Consider the following 20,517-nt stretch of genomic DNA (forward strand, 5'->3'; position numbering starts at 1 on the left):
TCAGTTGGCGTCCTGAGGGCCAGGGTCGCGTTTGGGATTTCTTTTAAAGGGCTTGGGCTTAGGTTTTGCTGGTCGCGGTGTGACCGTCTCCCTAGCGCTTGGAGCTATATCCCATTGCGACAACAGGTGCCTTCCAAGATCGATCTCCTTCTGGATCAACCGAATTTGCTCGACCAGCCTTGTGCTTTGGAAGTGGGAAATCCTCAGCTGCAGGTCTCCCCGAGCCTGCATTTCCGCAAGCGCACTGGTTACCCATCCTGTCAGGAGACCGATGCAACCGAGCGAACCCTTGTAGATCAGCTCTCGATTGTCGCGGAGGATGCACCCCCCCTCGTTCGGAAGCATGCTGTCGAACGTAGCCAAAATTCGCTCGAACTCGCATATGGAGCTCGTTTCAGGTGTGTAGGGCGGGAAGTCAATAACCGTAAGCCGACCGTTGATATGCGCGGAAGAGAAGCACGTCTGGAGCAACTCGTATCCTCCTAGGAGGACCGTTACCAGGCCGGTGCTATTGCCTAGGCACTTCAACGTATCCAGAACTTCGCCAGCGCGGACCTGGCTGGGTGTTCGCAGAAGGTGATGCGCTTCATCGATCAGTAGGAACGCGGTTTCGCGATAACGGATGCACTGCTCAAGCTGGATGCGTAGATGGGTCTCGGATTGGTTACGACGGTAAGGCGCCCATCCCTCTATGTTCACAGGATCAGCTAGTTCTTCGAGTGCTCGAAGAGTGAAGTGCTTCGTTGAGAACTTGCCTTGGTTGGTCGTGGTGGCCTCGATGCGAACGAGAGGAATAAAGCGATCCTCGGCATCCTTCCTGTCCTTCACCAGATCGGCCGAGAGGCGCCTGCTTAGCGTGGTCTTGCCAACACGTGTCGGGCCCACGACGACAATGATTTGCCCAGGCGCTGCGAGAGCAGCCTGCGCATAGGCCCTCCGGTACGCGACACTGAAGTTCTCGTGTTCCAACTTGAGCCCGCGAAGCTGGTGGATGAGCGCTCGGATATTCATGCTTCCTCCCAGTCCGTCGGTACGAGAGGGGTGGCCATGGTTGGCGCGGGCAGTACAGGAGTTTCTGCCACTGGAGCGCGCGGCTTTTGTGTGCGCCGTTGCGCCTCGTCCTGAGACCTTTGCTTATTGAACTTGGCGTACGCCTCATGCGACTTCACGAGCCGGTCAAGCTTCGCGCCTCTGCGCAAGGCCGAGCTGTCTAGCCAGGTTACAGCTGTACAAATTGAACTGGGTGTAATGGCTCCGGCGGAAGGGCGCGGCCCATGGAAGCAGGAGAACCATTGCTTGCCCACCAGCACATAGAGGCAACGATGGTCCCATGGCTCCTCGCGTGCAAAGACCTTTGCTCGGTGTTCCAGCGATCGCAGGATGGGGTGGCTGTAGAAGAGGCCGTTGTGTTTCACACCCCTCTGAGCATCGACCCTGAGTTTTTCTTTTGTTTCTATCGAGGTGGCGACGATAAATGAGTCGTCGAAGGCCATGGGCCGACCTGAGAAGCTGAAACGTCTTAAACCCTCCGCCGTTGCGGCTTCTGGCGAGAGCAGGCTGTTGCTGGAGGCATGATGGTTGAAAAAGTCAAAGAGGTAATGAGATAGCTCCTCATGGAGCTCTACGAACGACAGCTTTGCACGCTTCCAACCCTTGTGGCTTGACGATTTCCCACGATCGTCGCGCGGGATACTCACGTTGCCCGGTAGCGGAACGACAAGCTCCTCTTTCACCACGCCAAAGGTGCGCTCAACAGACGATCCATAGCGAGCATGGCCGGGCGGGCGTGACTGCTTATGGACCCCCAAGCTTGCCAAGCACGCTTCGAAGAAAACTGATTCGAACTCCTTGCCATTGTCCACTACGATGCACTCGGGGAGCCTCTCATGCCTCATCACGCAATCGCGGAGAACAAGTGCGCACGAGCGCCGGCTCGGTGGCCTAAAGCTAAGCGACATCGCAAGGACGGCCCCGGTGAACTCATCGGTCATGATCGTCAACCAGGGGCGGTCCGTTACCTGTTTCCCGCCGGTCACCATGACGACAAGATGGATGTCCAGTACTGCATGGTCCACGTGGGCGCGCTCAAAGGGGCGCAGGGCCAGGTTGGAGCGCTCACGTGGATCGGCCGGGGCTGCTGCTGCGTTCTCCGCCCGCTTTCCTCCGCGCGCTTTGGCAGCAACCTCAGGGGTAATCCTGCGGACCCGCCTTAGAAATGCCGGAAAGCTGATTGGTCTGTCGCCGCTTAGCACGCTCGGACTTGCTTTGAAGTCGCTCAGGTATGCGCCAAAGCAGCGATAGGGTCTCCAACCGTCCGCGCTTAGGTAGGTGCGTGACAAGCACGCGTGAAGAAGTTCTTCGTGTTCGGGCGAAAGCCGAGAGCCGCGATTACCTCTCGCGTGTTTGGAAGGGATGAGGGCTTTGACGCCGCCAGCCGCGTACTGAGCCCGCCAATGCCTCAAGGTCCGCTCGGCAACCTTCCGAACGGCCGCCCCATTGAGCTGGTTCAGTCGCTGAACCAACTCATGAGCTTCGTTCGCCGTCAAAGCGTTGGAGCGATCTACAGCCGACTTGTACGGTAGTGAACACAGCCTCAGTCCTTCCCGAACCTTTTGTAGCGTGGGTGCATCGAGGGCAATCCAAGTGTCTTCTATATCAGTCAGTAACTGTTCCGTGATCTGGCATGCAAGCTTGCCCTGGTCGATCAAGCCCAAAATGAACGTCGCATCCGTTTCTCCCAGACGCCGAAGGAGTGCTCCTATAGTTAGGGCGGTCTCCTTTTTCAGGCAGCAAAGAATTTTGCGCTCCCGTTCTTCTCGGTCGACCGGTGCTTCCGCCAGTCGACACTTGAGCAGCAGGTCGTAGTTCGCTAGCTCTAGGCGATTGAGCGCTAGATCTGTGATGACGCGATGGGTGATGCCCAGGCAGGCGAATGCTTCGCTGGCGGGCCGGTAGACAAAGCCGTCTTTGGTCTTTAGCCAATCCCGAGGACGCTCAACGCATAGCTCAAGGCACCTTTCGGCCGGCTTCACCTCATAGGCGCGCAAGCCATCGGTGTGGACGGTGAGGACATCAGCGGTGTAGCGCGTTCGATAGCAGTGACCACGCTTGTTTATACCCTCGATAGGAACGCTGGTTGGCTGATCCCAGTACTCAATCAGGCCGTCAAATCCGAACTCGCAACGCAGGAGGAACAAGTACTCCAGATGGCTTTCCGCCATCATGGAGCAGCCCATGCGCCTGCTGACATAGCGGTAGCAACAGTTGGGCACCACCCCATTTGACTGTACGCGCCGAGCAGGTGGTGACGAACGAACTGCGTCCAGGTAGTCCATACCAGCACTTGGAAGCCTGGTAGCGACTGATAGTTGTTCCGAAAGCTCGCGCGTGGAGATCACGGCGTTCCTCCTCTTCAGCTTCGAAGGGCGCAACCGACCCCGTTGCGGCGCTCTACTAGCGCCGTGTCCGATTGACTTTCATAAGGGACCGAGCTGAAATGGAGATGTCCGGCGAAGCCAAAAGTCGGCACACCATCGAGAGCCTCGTGTGCAACCACGAGGCTCTCGTCATTTCAGCGCGGACTTCGCGCTAAGTGATCATCGGTCCGCCTCCTGTGTTGGCGCCCGGTAGCCCAAATGGGCTCGAGTGGATTCTTCCGCCCAACCAACGACCGCCCGGGTCGCGGCAAACCAGCCTCGGCGACCTGGAAGCTGAAACATCTCGATCGGCAGCAGGCCGCGCCTTCTAGCCCGTAAGAGCGCATTCACCGAGGCGAAACCGAGCCACTGAGACGTCTCTGCAGCAGTCATGATCGGCTTCGTGACCAGCAGACTTGCGAGCAGCCCTTCATTTGAAGGTGGAACAGGCATCGTCTGGTCCTCGAGTGTGCTGCCTAGTCATCGCAGACGCGTTTGGAAACTGATCGATGTACCAGTTCGCGCACGTCGACGTCGCGAGCCCAAAAGTGCCACATTGCTTATGCTTGCAGCAAGTGCCAAGATATCGTAAGGCATTGATCTAGTGGCGTATTTTTGGGCGCCCAAGAAGATGCTATAGGGCGCCCGAAACGGTTGATTCGGGCACGATCTACGTACTGCCGCGACAGGGAGGCCGGCACTCGGCTTAGCCCCCGCAAAGTGAGCATCACCGTCTACCGATGCGCGGTTCCCATGCCAAATCGCTCCCCAACGTCGATCGAGCTACCCCTTGAGCTTTTGAAGGAGGTCGAGATCTTGCTGCGTCCAGGAGAGGACTTGGGTGCGTTCGTTGAGGCGGCAATCCGCTCGAGGCTGGCGGCGCGCACCCAACGACGTGGCTTCGGAGGAAGCCTGACAGTCAGTGAGAAAGCCGAGCAAGAGAGCTGCGCCATTGCTGCCGCCCCCTCGTATCGGGAAGCTAGGATGTTTGTTGCCGCGCAGGCGGCCACCCTAGAGGCTACGGCCTGGCTCACCGCCGCGCAGGTAGGTCAGCTAGCTAAGTGGGGGCCGAGCGAAGCAGGCGCACGACTTGCAGAATGGTCGCGCGCGGGAAAGATCTTCGCGATTCGAGTTCAATCGCAAGAGCTTTTTCCATCCTATGGCTTTGATCCCTCAGACGGCTTCATGCCACTCAAGCACCTCGCAAACGTGATCAAGGTCTTGAGCCCACGTAAAAATTCTTGGGGCATTGCGATTTGGTTTTCAGCGGTCAATGGCGTCCTAGGCGGCAAGCGGCCACAAGACCTAATCGCCGAACGACCGAGCGCGGTCATTGCCGCGGCCAGGGATGAAGCTCAAGGGGTTCTGCACGGTTGAGTTCGCCGAAAATAACGGGGAAATCAGAATCCAGGGCCCTTCCCGCCGTCCGGGCGCCATCTGCCGGTAAAATCATCCATCTTGTTACCAGGACATCCTGCCTACGTAGCGCTCGAAGGTTTGCACGAAAAGCTCCAGAAAGCGGCGACTTCTCTTGGCGAATCCTGCATCGAGCAGCGCAGCAATGATCACGTCGGACTGGAGCTCGTGAATAAGTGTCGTGGCTGATGACGAATGCCAGCCCGCACGCCCGACTGGCATCCTGGCAAACAACCCTTGGGGTGTGCTGGACGCAGCTTGCTCTAAGTTCGCCTCGTCACACTCCTCAAGGAATGCCAGAGCTGCCAAGGTCTCGAAGCGCTCGAATACCAACTCAAAGTCCGGCGACACGCCAGCAAAGCTTGAGCGCCATGAAGACATGACATCAAGTAAGTGATCGCTGAGCGGCGTCATGCGCTGCCCGAGGCCGTCAAGTTGCTTCCAGACGTCCTGGTCGTCTCCTTTCCAAGACCATAGAAACAGCGCCGATACCACTCTACGCGGCTCGCGATGTTCCCGAGGCCACGATGCCACCAGGAGTTCGTGTAGCGTTTGCCAGCGTTGCGCGCGTGTCAGCCCAACGCCGTACGCAGTGAAGATCAGTACGGCGGGATAGGAGCGCAACCCTAGCCATACCACGAGACCGTTTCCGACCTTTTCCGCTTGGTGATAGATCCCTTTGATAATCTCGAGGACCAACATCAGTTCGCTGCCATCCCCCCATCGTCCAAGCGCTCCGGCCATGCGCGCCAGAGGTTCTGCAAGTGCTTCATATCGCGAAACTCGGGATCGAAACTCGTCTTGATTCCATTGTCCGTGGGGCGTGAACGAGGGGGCATCTAGCTGCGCCATCAGTCGCTCGGCTTCTTGCGAAAACAGCTCATCCAGTTGGATGCGGTATTCCGGCTTGGCTAGGTACCGTTTCGTACTATTGACGAGCAGTTCGACGCTGAGTGGGTTCTGCCGTTGGCTTTGTTCAAGCGTTTCCACACGCTGCTGCAACGTCTGGAAAAATTCGTCCGCTCCGGCGATCGGAATGATCTTGGCATCACGGTGTCTCGCCAGCTCGGTCGCGCCAGCTCCGAGGGAGCCGCGTGCAGACCAATAGACAGGGTAGCGCCGGTTCGGCGCGCGAAGAAATGCAGCGCGCAACGCGTGATCCCATTCACCGGACCAGCCACAAACGATCAGTCCATGCTCGTCAAAGATTCGATCGAGCAACCTGTCGTAGCTGCCGTGGTAGGTGCTCAGCTCCTGATCGGTGTTTAGGATGCGTGCGTCCTTGTAGTCGCCGTGAAGCTTGAGCAGGTAGCAGCGGCTGTGTACCAGCGGCTCGGCGCCGGCAAGCGCATCCACCGATGCAACAACGGTCGGTTCGACACCCTGGTCTCGAAGGGCATTCTCCATGAGTCGATCGAAGTTGGTCGTAATGATGACCCGAATGTGACCCGAGCGAACCAATCGAGCGATCGCATGGTGCGCTTTGGTTGGAACCTTCCGACCTTCCTCCCGGTCATCCGTGCTGGGTTCAATGTAGCGGTGCAAGATGGCGCGCCGCTCGTCAGGTGAGCTAGCGATCTCCTCGAGCAACGCAGAGTAGTTGGGCTCCTGGCTCGTCTTCTCTCGATACCATCTTGCCCAGTCCGTTTGTTCTTCGGCCCCTTGGGCAATTGCGACGCGCCGTATCAGGTCCAGGGTGATTTCCCAACCGGTCGGGATTTCCGCTGAACGCGAAAGCCCCGATCCTAGGAGAACGGCAAACACTCCTTTGTTTTCGTAAACAGAGAAGGCGAGTTGGGTGATAGCGTCGCTTTGAAGTAACGTCATGGATGAAAATCTTAATATAGTGCCCGGGATTTTTAACCCTAGGCTCGACAGTAGCTAAGTTTTTTGGAGTGGTCGCTAGGCAAGCTGGGATGGGCAAACGCAGATCTGAGGCGTATAAAAAAGGCGGCGGATACCAGATTCCTGGGCAGGTTAAGAGCAATTGCCTATCGCACAAGGAAAACCCGTTATACGTCTTGAATGTCACCATGAGATGGCTGTGTTCCGAGAAACATCGGATGGTCGTCCCCCGGAAACTCCGGAATCCATTCGGCATCGTTTTCCCGCAAAGAATATCGATGATTCGTAGTGGAGTAGATAACCTGAATTGACTGCTCGTCCGCCAGATCTTGCAGATTGCTAATGTAGTTGGCGAGATCATCTCTGAATATATCTTGCTGTCGCGGAGTATCCAAGATGAAGAATCTGGGAGAAAGATTCTTGCTTCTGACCGACAGATCAAAGGCAGCCGTCCTGATCGCTAGTACTATTCTCGTTAGCGTACTCCCTTTAAATTTTGTGATCTTCTGACCGCCAAATGTCACATTGAAGTCAGCATCCATGTCCACGTCCAAGCTAACGTTAGACGTTCTCAGAACAACGAGCCAATGCTTGATCCGTTCCTGAAGCGCGCTGCGAATCCTCAGAAGATCTAAGTCGGTACCGTTGTTAGGGCCATCAAGATCGGCTAGGCGATTTTGAAGTTGAGCCCGATCCTCAAGCTTTGTGACATACTCCGCTTCAGCCTGACCCAGCTCGATTTCGATTTGCCTCGCCCGACGTAGGTCTATGACTCTCTCGGTAAGCTGCGCCACTGCTTCTATCAGCCTTGCTACGCTAGGATCATGCTCCTGAGGTTCACGCTCCGACATTGCATTCGCGATGTCTAATTTTAACTGTGAAATTTGGCGATCTATCTCTCCGATTCGAATTTGAGCCGATTGATTTATCCGATCAAGATCTTTGATCTGATCTTTCAGATACAGAAGACTCTTCCCATAGGAGGCAGAGCTCCGAACGAATAGGCCGCAATTTTCATTTCCGCAGATCACATCGAACGACGAAAATACTCGCCGCGCTTCCTCATTAAGAGAAAGCGTGTCCGCCTCGACCTCGATTTCATGCTTTATCTGTACAAGACCGCGAATACGAGTCTCCAATTCAGACCGTTCGGCCGAGAGTGCGCGGACTCCATGCTGTAGCTCAGCGATGTGTGCATCGAGCTGTGAATCAACCTGTACAGGACTTGCCCCACCCGCTCGTAATGACTCTAGGCCATCAATCGCTAACTGGAGCTCGCGATCTAGCTCCGAGACAGGGCGACGGGGTGCGTCAAGGTCGGTAGTGAGTTCGTTGATGACCTTCTCAGAGCGATGGATTGCGCGATCCAGGTATTCGAGTCTATCGCCCAGCTCAAGCCTTATACGGCGCCTATCAAACGAGTTCTTCGGTCCCAGGCCGAAGAGCAAGCGCATGGCCTCGGCGTACTGATTCTTGATGAACTTGGATGTCGTGTAATACGGTTCGGCGTATCCGTGGTCCTGATCCAAGTAGAACATCGGGAGAATATGAGAACTATAGAGTCGCGCAGGTTCGCTGCCGACTGACGTCAAGACCGGATCCTCTAGGCCCCAAAGTGAGAAGAGGAAGCTGCTGTACTCACGCTCGTTGAAGAAATCTGCCTTGCCTCCGCCGAGTTCCTCAACAGTGACGCTAAATGCGCTACCCATTCTTCTAGTAATCAGGTACTCGCCTTGGCGAGCCGCGACTGAAAGAATGACGCGGTCGCAGTGCTCGAGGATGTCGTCGCGGAACTCAACCTTATAGCCGAGTGCGTAAACGATGGCCTGCACTATCGGAGTTTTTCCGCAACCGTTCTCACCAAATAACTGGGTAATTTGGCTGCCAAAGGTCAATTTGCCCGATGACCACGAATGTGTGCCATCACCCATAATTTCGAAGCTTATCAGCCTCATGATAGACCTAGCCTCAGTTGACGACTAATGCGAATATTTCTATAGCTTCTTTCCATCGCAATGAGATTTGCGGCTAACTCCCCTCCGATTGCTACCGCTCGATCAATAACCGATCGCCCCGCCTTGGTGGCGGATATCTTCTTATTTAGCCCATCAACTTCGACCAACCCGGCCTGTTCCAAAAATGTCAGGGCCTGCACTGTCCGAACTCGAAGTGATGCAGACCAGCCCAGATGCTGAGCTGACCCTCGGAAGCCCGGAAACGTCTGTTCAAAGCACTCGCCGATAAGCTGTCCGATCTCGTCTACGGCAGGCTTAACCCGCCCCTTGGCGATCATCAGGACTGTTATTGCAATGAGCGGCAAATGGAACATTGCTTCGTTACTGAGCCTAGCCGGTGGCGACAGGTGTCTAGAATCAAACGTGATCTCGACTTCTGTCCTCTTGATCTCGGAGAAGAACTCTAGAAAGTTCATCGGGACTCACTCCTTACAAGCTCAGCGAGAACGCCACCCGTAAGCATTTCCACCGTCAACAAGGGTTCCAATACGTTGCCCGAAAGCTCAGTCTTCAACCTCGTGACCTCAACCTGTAGACCCGCGAAGGAAACTTCTCCTCTTTGCCAACGGCCGTAGATCTCATTGACTCGTAGCTGGAGGAAAATGATCTCCTGCTCATACGTGTGCCTATACAGACGAAACCAGTTGTCCCAAGCGATCTTCCAGCGAGATGCCACCTCAATAATTTCGGGCGATGCACCAGCTTCGCTCAGCTTTCGCTGAAGGACGGTTGCGTTTTTTAAGGCTTTGGAGTCTCCATTCTTGAGAAAGTTGGCGTACGCCCCTCTGGAGATCGGTAGCAGATCCAGAAGATCATCGATCCCCACGCCGGCGGCATCATCAAGGTCAGCGAGGGTGATGTCGGCGATAAGCTTTGAGCTTGATTTCGTTTGGACTAGCCCGAGTAGGTTCTTCGCGAGCTCCACCCCCTCCACATATGTCAGATTTATCTCGCTATATGTGTATAGCGACTTGACTGCTTTCGTATCGAAATCGGAGTGGTGGGGGTCTAGGTAGTCGTGGCCTGATGAAATTTTGAGCTTCAATATGCAGGTGTGAATCTGCCGCATACTCGGAGCAGGATCCATCCCATAGGCCGTGGCAAAGTTGTCAGCCAGGTAGCGGATGGTGCGTTCACCGACATCTCCCATAGCGACTGAGGCCGTGATGTTCTCGACATCATCGTCTAAATACGCGTTGGTTAGGAAAGTGACGCCTGCGCAAGCATCGCCAAAATCAACTGTGTGTTCGAGCAATTTGCCTACAAAGCTACCTTTAAACTTCGCTAGCTGGGCATCGTCGGCGGGTTTCGATTCCCCTCCCGCCGGCGCATAACACCTCGAATCTTTGGGGGGTACTTTTGCAGTGAGCCCGAAAAGTTCGTTGCGGCTCCACAGGTGTTTCTTTTCCGCTTTGGTCTTGACCTGGAAGAACTCGTAGACGGCCCCATCCGGACTAACTTCGCGTACAACGAAATCGTCGTGATAGTCGCAGTAGACTCGGTCTGCAGACTTTCCTTCAAGGATGCGCAGGCACTCAAGCGCCGCACCTCGAAATTGAGCTTGGAAGCGCCTGACGGTATCGCGGCCAGCCAGTTCGCGGGGCTTTACGGCGAGCAAGGGTGGCGAAGGCACGGGCTTTGCCGCGTCATTTTTGTTGGTCATCCTGACTCTCCGCCCCTGTAAGCGCTGACGTTCCAGCTCGTAAAGCTAAACCGAACCCGGCTAACTGCCTGCGCCAAGTTGTGCGTTCAAGCTGAATTCTAGGCCAATATTCGCCTGACGTCCGGTCATCACGGGCTAGCCCGGCGCTTGGGCCCGCGGCGGCGCGATGTCCCTCAGCCCCTGCGGCCAACTTATGGTTTAGTAGATCGGCGAATTTATGCTTTAACGCACAGAAGCGAACGCCGGCATCGCCGTCTTGGGCGTGTTATCGGCGAGGCGGGTTATCGCCGACGGCGGCGCCGCGACGGCCGGCAATCGGCAGGTGCCAACCGCGCTTCACCGCCAGCATGCGCAGCGTGAAGCATGCCGCGGCGCCGGCGCTCATCGTGGCGACCGTGGGCAGGCCGAGCAGGGTGCCGAGCACCAGCACGGCTGCGCCGACCAGCGCGGCGACTGCGTACAGGTCGGCGCGCAGTACCATCGGTACGTCGGCCAGCAGCAGGTCGCGTGCGATGCCGCCGCCGATGCCGGTGAGCATGCCCAGCAGCGCCGCCATGACCGGGTGCAACCCGAACGCGAGGGCCTTGTGCGCGCCGGTAACGGTGAACAGCGCCAGGCCGGCGGCGTCGAACATCCGCACCGGGTGCTGCATGCGTTCGATTAGGTGCGACCAGCGAAACGTGATGATGCCGGCCGCTACCGCGGCGGCGAGATAGCGCCAGTCGCTAATGGCGACGGGAGGCACGGCGCCGATCAGCACATCGCGCGCGATGCCGCCGGAGTTGGCGGCGGCGAATGCCAGCACCAGCACGCCGAACAGATCGAGCTGGCGCCGCGTGGCCGCCAGTGCGCCGCTGAGCGCGAACACGAACGTGCCGGCCAGGTTGGCGATCAGAAGTGCGAGCTGCTGTGTCTGCATCGGTGTATCCACGCAGTGCGGGGCGATCCCGGGCGTCCTTGGTCGTGCGCTTGCTGCGTGGGCCAGCGGCATGCGCCGCGGCTGCCGCTGGTGCAGCGGTTACGACCCGCCGCGGTCGCGGGCGCTCACGAGGCGATCGACCACGCCACGCTGCCGCCGGCGCGCATCGGCACGCACACGCTGTCCCCCAGCGGCACGGTGTCGGGCACGGTCCACGCCTTGCGCTCCAGCACCAGGCGTTCGGTGTTGCGCGGCAGTCGGTAGAAGTCCGGGCCGTGGAAGCTGGCGAAGCCTTCCAGGTTCTCCAGTTTGCCGGCCTCGTCGAACGCTTCGGCGTACAGCTCGATCGCCGCGTGCGCGGTGAAGATGCCGGCGCAGCCGCAGTCGGCCAGCTTGGCTTCGCGTGGATGCGGCGCGCTGTCGGTACCGAGGAAGAAGCGCGGGTCGCCGCCGGTAGCCGCCCGTAGCAGCGCCTGGCGATGCTGCTCGCGCTTGAGCACCGGCGCGCAGTAGTGGTGGGGACGCACGCCGCCATCGAACAGCGCGTTGCGGTTGAGCAGCAGGTGATGGACGGTGATCGTGGCGGCGATATTGGCGGTCGCGCTCTGCACGAACTGCACGGCGTCGGCGGTGGTTATGTGCTCGAACACCACACGCAGCCCCGGGAATCGCTCGCGCAGCGGCAGCATGTGGCGATCGATGAAAGTCTTCTCGCGATCGAACACGTCCACCGCCGGGTCGGTCACCTCGCCGTGCACCAGCAAGGGCAGGTCGGCCTGTTCCATTGCCTCGAGTACCGGGTAGACGGTGGCCAGATCGGACACGCCGGCAGCCGAGTTGGTGGTGGCGCCCTGCGGGTAGAACTTCACCGCATGCACTAGGCCGCTGGCCTTGGCCGCGACGATTTCCTGCGGCGTGGTCTGCCGCGTGAGGTACAGCGTCATCAGCGGTTCGAACGTCATGCCGGCCGGCACGGCAGCGAGGATGCGTTCGCGGTAGGCGAGTGCCTGCGCCACGGTGATCACCGGCGGCTTGAGGTTGGGCATCACGATGGCGCGGGCGAAGCGGCGCGCGGTATGGCCAACTACCGAGGCCATCGCCTCGCCGTCGCGCAGGTGCAGGTGCCAGTCGTCGGGGCGGACGATGTCCAGTCGGTCGGTATGCACGGAACGGTTCCTCGGCCAGGCAGATGGGGCAGACGCCTATTGTCCCGCGTCCGCGCGCAAAAGTCCGGCGGGCCGCCGAGCCGTGCCGGGCGCCGCAACGAAAAAAGCGCCCGAAGGCGCCTTTTTCGTCATTGCCTGGAGCAACCGGCTATGCGCGCGGGCCGCGACGCAAGCCGCCGAAGATCAGCGACAGCACGAACAGCACCAGGAACACCACGAACAGGATCTTGGCGATGCTGGCGGCGCCCGCGGCAATGCCGGTGAAACCGAACAGCGCAGCGATCAGGGCGATCACGAGAAACACGATGGCGTAGTGAAGCATGGCTTGTCTCCTTCTGGGGGCGCGGCGCGCGGCGAGTGCAGCGCGCCGGCCGGATGGTCAGTGGCGCAGCGACTTCTCGAACTCGCGCACCTGGGCTTCGGCTTCATCGCGGGCGATGCCGTAACGCTCCTGCACCTTGCCGGCCAGGTATTCGGCGTTGCCTTCGGCGACGGTGAGGTCGTTGTCGGTGAGCTTGCCCCACTTCTGCTTGATGCTTCCGCCGAGCTGCTTCCACTGGCCCTTGATGGTGTCCTCGTTCATGACTGCTACCTCGTCGATTGGGAAAGGCGGCGAAGCGGTGTCGCCTCGTCCGGGGTCGATTCCATCCGGGGCGCCGTGAAGGCCGCGTGCGGCGGCGTGGCGCGGCGCAGCGGGCATTCACGCTGGTGCACGGGGCGCTCACCGGGCGTTCGCACACACTGCACGAATGGCTCGGCGGCTTCGCGTTTTGCGGTTCACCGCCGTGGGGCCGGGCCGTGTCTCCGCGGCAAAAAAAGAGGCGCCCAAAGGGCGCCTCGCGGAAGGGCGTGATCGGCGAGCGATCAGGTCGAGGATTTCACCTCGAACGCGCGGGTCGACACGGGCTTGCCGTCCAGCGCGATTTCCACCTTGTACTTGCCCGCCGGCCAGGCATTCGGATTCTGGATCTTGAACGTGGTCACCGCCGGGCCGGTGGTGGCGATCGATTGGCTGATGGCGCTCACCAGCTGGCCCTTGCCTTCGTCGTAGCTCCAGCGCGCGCTCAGGGTGGCGCCGTCGGTGCGGCCGTTGGTCTCGACGCTGGCGTAGATCGCCTTCTGGTTGGCGGCGATGGTGTCCTTGGCCTGGCTGACGGTGTGCGCAGCCGTCACCGCATCACCCACCACCACCTTGCTCACCGCAAACGCATCGGCGTTGACGGGAGCGGTGCTGGCGGTGGTGCTGGCCGGGGCGGGCGCCGTGCTGGTCGGCATGGCCGGTGTCATGGCGGTGCTCGACGGTGCGGGCGCGGTGGTGGCCGGTGCTGGGGTCATCGGCGTCGGCGTGGCCGGGGCGGTGCTGGCCGGTGCCGGGGTGTCGTTGCTGGCGTCGTGCTTGCCGCAAGCACTGAGCATCAGCAGGCCGCTGGCGGCGAGGCTGCACAGGAGGAGGGGGCGAGCGGACGTATTCATGGGGATCTTCCGTCTTCAGCAGGGAGGGGAGTGGCGCCATCCGTGGCCACCGCGGCGCGGAACGCGCTGCAGGGGTCGGAAGGCTAGGCCCCACCGGCTGAAGCCCTGATTACCACCGCCGTGCTTCGTTCACCTCGCAGTGAGGTGCGCCCCTGGTCCTACTGGCGCGCGCCGCGCAGGTTCACCGGCACGCTGTCGTCGCTGGCGCGATAGGGGTTGATGTCCAGCCCGCCGCGCCGCGTGTAGCGGGCGTAGACGCTCAGTCGCTCCGGGGCGCAGCGCGCCATCAGGTCGACGTAGATGCGCTCCACGCACTGCTCGTGGAATTCGTTGTGGGTACGGAACGAGACGAGGTAACGCAGCAGCCCCTCGCGATCGATCGGCCGGCCGCGGTAATGGATCTGCACGCTGCCCCAGTCCGGCTGCCCAGTGACCGGGCAGTTCGAGCGCAGCAGATCCGACACCAGCGATTCCTCGATCACCTCGCCCGCGTGCACGCGCAGGTAATCGGCCTTGGGCGGGCCGTAGTCGTCGATGTCCAGCGCCTGATCGTCGAGCGAGACACCCTCCAGGTCGCGCACGGAATGGGCCACTGACGAGGGCACGCTGAGCTCCACCTTCACCGCGGCGCCGGCGGCGGTGGACAGGTCGCGCTCCAGCGTGGCGATCAACGTGGGTGTGTCGACCATGCGCTCCTGCGAAAAGCCGTTGAGATAGAGCTTGAACGACTTCGACTCGATGATGTTCGGCGAGGTCGCCGGCACGCGGATCTCCACCAGCGCCACCATCGGCTTGCCGCGCGCGTCCAGCCACGAGAACTCGTAAGCGTTCCACACGTCCACGCCGCGGAACGGCAGCGGCGCAGTCACGCCGATCTCCGCGCGCTTGGCCGCGCGCGGAATCGGAAACAGCAAGGCGGGGTCGTAGCGATCGGCGTAGACGGTGGTCTTGCCGAGCAGGGAATCGTCGGGCGTGTTCATGCGCAAAGTGTAGCGGGCGGGCGCCGCCAGGCCGCGACCTGGGTCGCGCCTGCGACCACGCGCCCCGTCTGCCATGCAGGACAGTCGGGGCGCGAAGTAGGGCTGTTCAGGCCGGCCAGCTTACGCGTTGACCGCCGCCATCATGGCTTCCGGATAGCGCGGGCCCGCGGCCGCGTCAGGCGGGAACACCGCATCGATCGCCGCCAGTTCGGCGGCGCTCAGCTCCACCTGCAGCGCGCCCAGGTTCTCGTCCAGGCGCGAGCGGCGCTTGGTGCCGGGGATCGCCACGATGTCCTGGCCCTGCGCCAGCACCCAGGCCAGCGCCAGCTGCGCCGGCGTGCAGCCCTTGCGCGCCGCCAGGGCCTGCACCTGCTCAACCAGACTCAGGTTGCGCGCGAAGTTCTCGCCCTGGAAACGTGGGCTGTGGCGGCGGTAGTCGTCGGCGTCGAAATCCTCAGGCTTGGTGATTGCGCCGGTAAGGAAGCCGCGGCCCAGCGGCGAGTACGCCACCAGCGTCACACCCAGGCGGCGGCAGGCGTCGAGCATGCCGTTGGTTTGCGGATCGCGCGTCCACAGCGAGAACTCGCTCTGCAGGGCAGCGATCGGGTGCACCTCGCAGGCACGCTCGAGCGTGGCGCCGGAAGCTTCGGACAGGCCGAGATAGCGCACCTTGCCCGCCTGCACCAGTTCGGCCATCGCGCCCACGGTTTCCTCGATCGGCACGCTCGGATCCACGCGGTGCTGGTAGTAGAGGTCGATGGTGTCCACGCCCAGACGCTTCAGACTCGCATCGCAGGCGGCGCGCACGTATTCCGGCCGGCCGCTGATGCCGCGCACGGTGGGATCGTTCGGATCGCGCACGATGCCGAACTTGGTCGCCAGGAACACCTCGTCGCGACGGCCTTTGGTGGCCTGACCGACCAGCACCTCGTTGGTGTGCGGGCCGTACATGTCGGCGGTGTCCAGCAGCGTGAGGCCGCGATCGAGCGCGTGGCGGATCGTGGCGATCGATTCGGCATCGTCACGCCCGCTGTAGAAATCGCTCATGCCCATGCAGCCGAGGCCGAGGGCGGAGACCAGCGGGCCGTGGTTGCCGAGGGTGCGCATTTGCATGGGAAGCTCCTTGTGCGGTTCGGGATAACGGGCGGTGTGCCGCCCGCAGGACCGGCATTCTGCGCGTCGCGCTGGACTGCATAAATACTCAATAATGGCCAACACCATTCCATATTGATAAACAATCATGGACCGCATCGAAGCCATGCGCCTGTACGCGCGGATCGTCGAACTGGGCAGCTTCACCGCGGCCGCAGACGACCTCACCCTGCCGCGCGCTACCGTCACCCACGCGATCAAGCGGCTGGAGTCGCGACTGGGGGCGCAGCTGCTGCAGCGGACCACCCGCCGCGTACGTACCACCCGCGATGGCGAGGTCTACTACGGCCATTGCCGTCGGCTGCTGGCGGATCTCGATGAGGTGGAGGCGGATTTTCGCGAGGCGGCCAGCGTGCCCAAGGGACGGCTGCGCGTTGATCTCCCCGGCACCTTCGCCCGTTTGCAGGTGCTGCCGCATCTGCCCGCGTTCTGCGCGCGCTATCCGCAGATCGAGCTGGACATCGGCACCGGCGACCGCTTCGTGGACCTGCTGCGTGAAGGCGTCGACTGCGTGCTGCGCGCCGGCAAGCTGGGCGACTCGGGCATGATCGGGCGTCAGGTCGGCCGGCTCACCCAGGTCACCCTCGCCAGCGCCAGCTACGTTCGCGAACACGGACTGCCGCGCATGCTGGCGGATCTGCAGCACGGCCACGTAGCCGTGAACTGGGCCTCGCCCACCACGCGGCGCGTCGAGCCCATGGAGTTCATGGTGGGACGGCGCCGGCGCGAGGTGATGCTGCCGTCGCGCCTGTCGGTAAGCGGCGTGGACGCCTATCTGGGCTGCTGCGAGGCCGGGCTCGGCATCGCCCAGTTTCCCCGTTACCACGTGGCCGACGCGCTGGCCGATGGCCGCATGATCGAGCTGCTACCGGACACGCCGCCGCCGCCGTTGCCCTTGACCGTGCTCTACCCGCAACAGCACCACCTGCCGGCGCGACTGCGCGTGTTCGTGGACTGGCTGGCCGAACTGCTGACCAACCATGGCCCGGCGTAGCTGCCCTACGACGTTCCGCCCCGAATGTAGGAGCCCGCTTGCGGGCGATGCTTTTGGCTTTGATGCCAATCCGAAAGCGAACAGCATCGCCCGCGAGCGGGCTCCTACAACAAGGTGTCAGGAGCGGCGGAAGCCGTGGCGGGGGGCGGCGTCGCCCAGGGTGGTGGGCGTCAGCGCGACGCCCATGTCGGCCAGGGCGGCGCGCTGCTCGGCCAGCGGCAGGCGCACGATGCGGTCCTCGATCGCGGCGAGCTTGCGCATCGCCGGCAGTGCCATCACCTGGGCGACCAGCGCCGCCATGCGCGGCCAGCGGCCGGCGTCGATGGCGTACTTCACGAACGCCGCGGTGCGGAAGAAGCTGGCGAGCGTGATGTCGGCGATCGACAGCTCGCCGAACGCGAATCCCGAAGGCGGCAGTTGCGCTTCGAGGTAATCCAGCGCGGCGGGAATCTCTTCCTCGCGCGCCTTGCGCACCAAGGCCTCGTCGGCTTCCTCGCGGAACAGGAAACGCCTGGCGCCAAGCTGGAAGAACAGCCGCCAGATCAGCACGTCGCCCAGGTGCGTATCGGCGTACTCCTCCAGCCAGCGCGCGCGGGCGCGGTCGGCGAGATCGGCCGGATACAGCGCGGGCGTCGGGTGGCGATCCTCGAGGTACTGGCAGATCACGCTGGAGTCGTTGAGCACCATATCGCCCTCGATCAACACCGGGATGCGCCGCAGCGGGCTGAGCCGGGCGAATGCGTCGTTGCCGACGAACGGCGCAATGGGGTCGATCCGGTACGCCACACCCTTGAGCTCCAGCACGGCGAGCACCTTGCGCACGTACGGCGAGATCGGGCTGCCGATGATGCTGACGGGCTCGGACATGGCGCACTCCTGCGAGGTCGGTGGCAAGGTGGGCAGGGTGCGATGCGGCCGCGGATACCGTCAAGGCGCGCTTGTCGACAGGACTTCTGGCAGGGGTCCCCCCGCATGGGCAGGACTAGGATCGAAGGGTTGGGCAGCGTCAGGGGCGCTGCGGGCGTCCGCCTGGCGGGCACGCCGCGAGTCAGGGAATGCTGTCCCGTATCTTCCGGCGCCTGCGGGCGCCCGTTTTCACGTCAGCGGAGTCCCTCATGTCATCTCCCTTCGGTACACCGCGCCTGCTTGGCGCGCTGGTGCTGGCCAGCCTGTCGGCCGGCGCGTTCGCCACCGGCCGCACGCTCACCGACGCCGATTACGCCCGCGCCGAACAATTCGTCAATTACAAGGCGATCCCGCTGGTCGATCACGCCGTCACCAAGGTGAAGTGGCTCGACGACACTCATTTCGTCTATGTCGACCACGATGCCCAGGGCGATCGCTACCTGCGCATGGACAGCGCCACCGGCCACGCCGAGCCGCTGTTCGACCAGGCCAAACTCGCCGCGGCGCTGGGCCAGCTCGCCGGCGGCAAGGCGCCCGAAGCGAACAAGCTCGGCCTGCAGGGCATCGCGCTCACCGCCGACGGCCGCTATCAGCTGACCGTGCACGGCAAGACCTACGTGTGCAGCGCCGACGCCGTCTGCGCCAAGCCGGCGAAGGGCGAGGCCAAGGGCGACGAGCCCGGCGCGCTGTCGCCGGACAAGAAAAGCGAGGCCTTCATCCGCGACTGGAACCTGTGGGTGCGCGACGTCGCCACCGGCAAGGAGACCCAGCTCACCACCGACGGCGTGGAGAACTTCGGCTACGCCACCGACAACGCGGGCTGGAAGCACACCGACAACGCCATCGTCGAGTGGTCGCCCGATTCGAAGAAGATTGCGACCTTCCAGCAGGACCAGCGCAAGACCGGCGACATGTACATGGTCTCCACCGGCGTGGGGCATCCCAAGCTCGACGCGTGGAAGTACCCGCTGGCCGGCGACAAGAACGTGACGATGATCGAGCGCGTCATCATCGACGTGCCGACGAAGAAGGTGGTGCGGCTGGACATGCCGGCGGACCAGCATCGCTCGACCCTGTGCGACGACGTCAGCTGCGGCCCGGACGGCGGCTGGGACGACGTGAAGTGGGCGCCGGACGGCAAGACGCTGGCCTTCGTCTCCACCTCGCGCTTCCACAAGCACGAGTGGCTGCGCATCGCTGACGCGAGCACCGGCAAGGTGCGCACGGTGTTCGAGGAAACCGCCAAGACCTACTACGAGAGCGGCATCGGTAGGGCCAACTGGGCCTATCTGCCGGGCACGCACGAAGCGGTGTGGTACTCCGAGCGCAGCAACTGGGGCCAGCTGTATCTGGTGGACCTCAACACCGGCAAGCTCAAGCACGCCATCACCACCGGTGAGGGCGTGGTCACCGAAATGCTCAAGGTCGACCCGAAGAGCCGCACCGTGTGGTTCGAGGCGGTGGGCCGGCAGAAGGGCATGGACCCGTACTTCAGCCAGTTCTACAAAGTGAGCCTGGACGGCGGCAAGCCGACCCTGCTCACGCCGGAGCCGGCCAACCACGACATCAGCCTGTCGCCCGATGGCGCCAGCTTCGTCGATGCGTATTCCACCCCCAGCGTGCCGCCGGTCACCGTGCTGCGTGCCAGCAACGACGGCCACACGCTCGCCACCGTGGCCAAGGCCGACATCAGCCGCCTGCAGGCCACCGGCTGGGTGCCGCCGGTGCCGGTCACGGTGAAGGCGCGCGACGGCAAGACCGACCTGTACGGCCTGATGTTCAAGCCGACCAACTTCGATGCCTCCAAGAAGTACCCGGTGGTGGACTACATCTATCCCGGTCCGCAGGTCGGTTCGGTGGGTTCGCGCAGCTTCAACGCTGCGCGGGTGGATCACCAGGCGCTGGCCGAGCTCGGCTTCATCGTGGTGGCGATCGACGGCATGGGCACGCCGTGGCGCTCGAAGTCGTTCCACGACACCTGGTACGGCGACATGGGCGACAACACCCTGCCGGACCAGGTCGTCGGCCTGAAGGAACTGGGCAAGCGCTATCCGTGGATGGACCTGAGCCGCGTGGGCATCTGGGGCCACTCCGGCGGCGGCAACGCGTCCACCGACGCCATGCTGCGCTACCCCGACTTCTTCAAGGTCGCCTGGTCCGAGAGCGGCAACCACGACAACCGCAACTACGAGGACGACTGGGCCGAGAAGTACCAGGGCGAGCTCACCATCGACAAGGACGGCAAGAGCAATTACGACGACCAGGCCAACGAGAACCACGCCGCCAAGCTCAAGGGCCACCTGATGCTGGTGCACGGTTCGATGGACGACAACGTGCCACTGTCCAACACCATGCTGATGGTGCGTGCGCTGATGGACGCCAACAAGGACTTCGACCTGCTGCTGGTGCCCAACGCCCACCACGGCTACGCCAAGGACGCGCCGTATGTGATGCGCCGGCGCTGGGACTACTTCGTGCGCAACCTCGCCGGCGACACGCCGCCGGCGCAGTACCAGGTGACACCGCCGAAGATGTAAGCGTTCCGCGTCGCCATTCGGCGTGATGGAAAAGC

Annotated in this window: 17 protein-coding genes; 3 read left to right on the forward strand and 14 right to left on the reverse strand. The window is 61.8% G+C overall.

Translation table 11 applies throughout. The features are described from left to right. Together ACQVBX_RS15830 and ACQVBX_RS15835 are read right to left on the reverse strand one after the other, a co-directional pair. The gene (locus ACQVBX_RS15830; protein WP_431635281.1) at positions 1 to 1,011 is read right to left on the reverse strand and encodes an AAA family ATPase; all 1,011 of its coding nucleotides are present in this window, start codon (positions 1,009 to 1,011) and stop codon (positions 1 to 3) included. Continuing rightward, positions 1,008 to 3,398: a hypothetical protein gene (locus ACQVBX_RS15835; RefSeq protein WP_431635282.1), complete on the reverse strand. Its 2,391-nt coding sequence runs from the start codon at positions 3,396 to 3,398 to the stop codon at positions 1,008 to 1,010. The genes ACQVBX_RS15830 and ACQVBX_RS15835 overlap by 4 nt, the downstream gene beginning before the upstream one ends. Before the next feature lie 855 nt (positions 3,399 to 4,253). Between ACQVBX_RS15835 and ACQVBX_RS15840 the strand changes: the two genes are divergently transcribed. Next, on the forward strand, positions 4,254 to 4,793 hold the full coding sequence (locus tag ACQVBX_RS15840) for a hypothetical protein (RefSeq protein WP_431635283.1): 540 nt from the start codon (positions 4,254 to 4,256) through the stop codon (positions 4,791 to 4,793). Between the two features lie 84 nt (positions 4,794 to 4,877). Here the strand turns inward: ACQVBX_RS15840 and ACQVBX_RS15845 are convergent, their stop codons facing one another. From ACQVBX_RS15845 to ACQVBX_RS15895, 11 genes are all read right to left on the reverse strand, one after another. After that, on the reverse strand, positions 4,878 to 6,659 hold the full coding sequence (locus ACQVBX_RS15845) for an SIR2 family protein (protein WP_431635284.1): 1,782 nt from the start codon (positions 6,657 to 6,659) through the stop codon (positions 4,878 to 4,880). Between the two features lie 185 nt (positions 6,660 to 6,844). After that, complete coding sequence (locus tag ACQVBX_RS15850) at positions 6,845 to 8,632, reverse strand: AAA family ATPase (RefSeq protein WP_431635285.1); 1,788 nt, start codon at positions 8,630 to 8,632, stop codon at positions 6,845 to 6,847. Beyond that, entirely contained in the window at positions 8,629 to 9,108 is a 480-nt protein-coding gene (locus ACQVBX_RS15855; RefSeq protein ID WP_431635287.1) for a hypothetical protein, read from the reverse strand. Before ACQVBX_RS15855 ends, ACQVBX_RS15850 begins: the two co-directional genes overlap by 4 nt. After that, positions 9,105 to 10,355, reverse strand: a complete 1,251-nt coding sequence (locus ACQVBX_RS15860; RefSeq protein WP_431635288.1) for a dsDNA nuclease domain-containing protein — start codon at positions 10,353 to 10,355, stop codon at positions 9,105 to 9,107. Before ACQVBX_RS15860 ends, ACQVBX_RS15855 begins: the two co-directional genes overlap by 4 nt. Before the next feature lie 265 nt (positions 10,356 to 10,620). Then, on the reverse strand, positions 10,621 to 11,274 hold the full coding sequence (locus tag ACQVBX_RS15865) for a trimeric intracellular cation channel family protein (RefSeq protein ID WP_431635289.1): 654 nt from the start codon (positions 11,272 to 11,274) through the stop codon (positions 10,621 to 10,623). Between the two features lie 125 nt (positions 11,275 to 11,399). Beyond that, positions 11,400 to 12,440: a dihydroorotase gene (pyrC, locus tag ACQVBX_RS15870; RefSeq protein WP_431635290.1), complete on the reverse strand. Its 1,041-nt coding sequence runs from the start codon at positions 12,438 to 12,440 to the stop codon at positions 11,400 to 11,402. 148 nt (positions 12,441 to 12,588) lie between these two features. Then, complete coding sequence (locus ACQVBX_RS15875) at positions 12,589 to 12,762, reverse strand: DUF1328 family protein (RefSeq protein WP_431635291.1); 174 nt, start codon at positions 12,760 to 12,762, stop codon at positions 12,589 to 12,591. Positions 12,763 to 12,819: 57 nt separating this feature from the next. Next, on the reverse strand, positions 12,820 to 13,023 hold the full coding sequence (locus ACQVBX_RS15880; protein WP_431635292.1) for a CsbD family protein: 204 nt from the start codon (positions 13,021 to 13,023) through the stop codon (positions 12,820 to 12,822). Between the two features lie 281 nt (positions 13,024 to 13,304). Then, a complete protein-coding gene (locus ACQVBX_RS15885; protein WP_431635293.1) occupies positions 13,305 to 13,913 on the reverse strand; it encodes a hypothetical protein in 609 nt (202 codons plus the stop codon). Between the two features lie 158 nt (positions 13,914 to 14,071). After that, a complete protein-coding gene (gene queF, locus ACQVBX_RS15890; RefSeq protein ID WP_431635295.1) occupies positions 14,072 to 14,893 on the reverse strand; it encodes an NADPH-dependent 7-cyano-7-deazaguanine reductase QueF in 822 nt (273 codons plus the stop codon). 120 nt (positions 14,894 to 15,013) lie between these two features. Then, on the reverse strand, positions 15,014 to 16,006 hold the full coding sequence (locus tag ACQVBX_RS15895) for an aldo/keto reductase (protein WP_431635296.1): 993 nt from the start codon (positions 16,004 to 16,006) through the stop codon (positions 15,014 to 15,016). A gap of 127 nt (positions 16,007 to 16,133) precedes the next feature. Here ACQVBX_RS15895 and ACQVBX_RS15900 point away from each other — a divergent pair, with 127 nt between their 5' ends. Beyond that, positions 16,134 to 17,039: a LysR substrate-binding domain-containing protein gene (locus ACQVBX_RS15900; RefSeq protein WP_431635297.1), complete on the forward strand. Its 906-nt coding sequence runs from the start codon at positions 16,134 to 16,136 to the stop codon at positions 17,037 to 17,039. 117 nt (positions 17,040 to 17,156) lie between these two features. Here the strand turns inward: ACQVBX_RS15900 and ACQVBX_RS15905 are convergent, their stop codons facing one another. Then, positions 17,157 to 17,906 (reverse strand): glutathione S-transferase family protein, encoded by a 750-nt coding sequence (locus tag ACQVBX_RS15905; protein ID WP_431635299.1) that lies wholly within the window; start codon positions 17,904 to 17,906, stop codon positions 17,157 to 17,159. A 248-nt stretch (positions 17,907 to 18,154) separates the two neighbouring features. On the opposite strand from ACQVBX_RS15905, the gene ACQVBX_RS15910 reads away from it, so the two are divergent. Then, a complete protein-coding gene (locus ACQVBX_RS15910; protein WP_431635300.1) occupies positions 18,155 to 20,482 on the forward strand; it encodes a DPP IV N-terminal domain-containing protein in 2,328 nt (775 codons plus the stop codon). Positions 20,483 to 20,517: the final 35 nt, after the last annotated feature.

This window comes from Dyella thailandensis (assembly GCF_050749815.1).
GTDB lineage: Bacteria > Pseudomonadota > Gammaproteobacteria > Xanthomonadales > Rhodanobacteraceae > Dyella_A.